Origin of the sequence: Curtobacterium sp. MCBA15_005, assembly GCF_001864855.1 — a bacterium.
Taxonomy (GTDB): domain Bacteria; phylum Actinomycetota; class Actinomycetes; order Actinomycetales; family Microbacteriaceae; genus Curtobacterium; species Curtobacterium flaccumfaciens.
The window spans coordinates 1-340 of sequence record NZ_MJGL01000010.1 but is presented as its reverse complement, the minus strand read 5'-3'; the positions used below and the strand labels follow the sequence as shown (position 1 = coordinate 340).

Annotated in this window: 1 pseudogene; it reads right to left on the bottom strand. The window is 70.6% G+C overall.

From position 1 onward, the window contains the following. Positions 1-60: 60 nt before the first annotated feature. Positions 61-340 (bottom strand): annotated as a pseudogene (locus tag BIU89_RS08000) (3D-(3,5/4)-trihydroxycyclohexane-1,2-dione acylhydrolase (decyclizing)); the annotation flags it as partial.

Here is a 340-nt window from a genome sequence, read left to right as displayed (position 1 = left end):
GCCGATGGGGGTGGCGGTGTCGGTCATGACGTCGCTGTCGCTTTCTGTCTCGTGAACGGTTCAGCCGAGCAGCGGACGCTGCGTGGCGACTTGCTGCTCGTACTCGGCGCGGGCGGCCTGGGTGCTGGGGAGGGTGGAGGTCTGCGCGACCGGCACGTCCCACCAGCCGTCGCCCTCGGGGGCGTAGACCAGCGGGTCGGAGTTGATGTGCACCAGGGTGGTGTGGTCGTTCGCCTTCGCCTGGCGCAGCGCGGCCTTCAGGTCCTCGATGCTGTCCGGGCCGGGCTGCACCTCGATGACGTCGACGCCGTACGAGCGGGCGTTGGCGGCGAGGTCGACG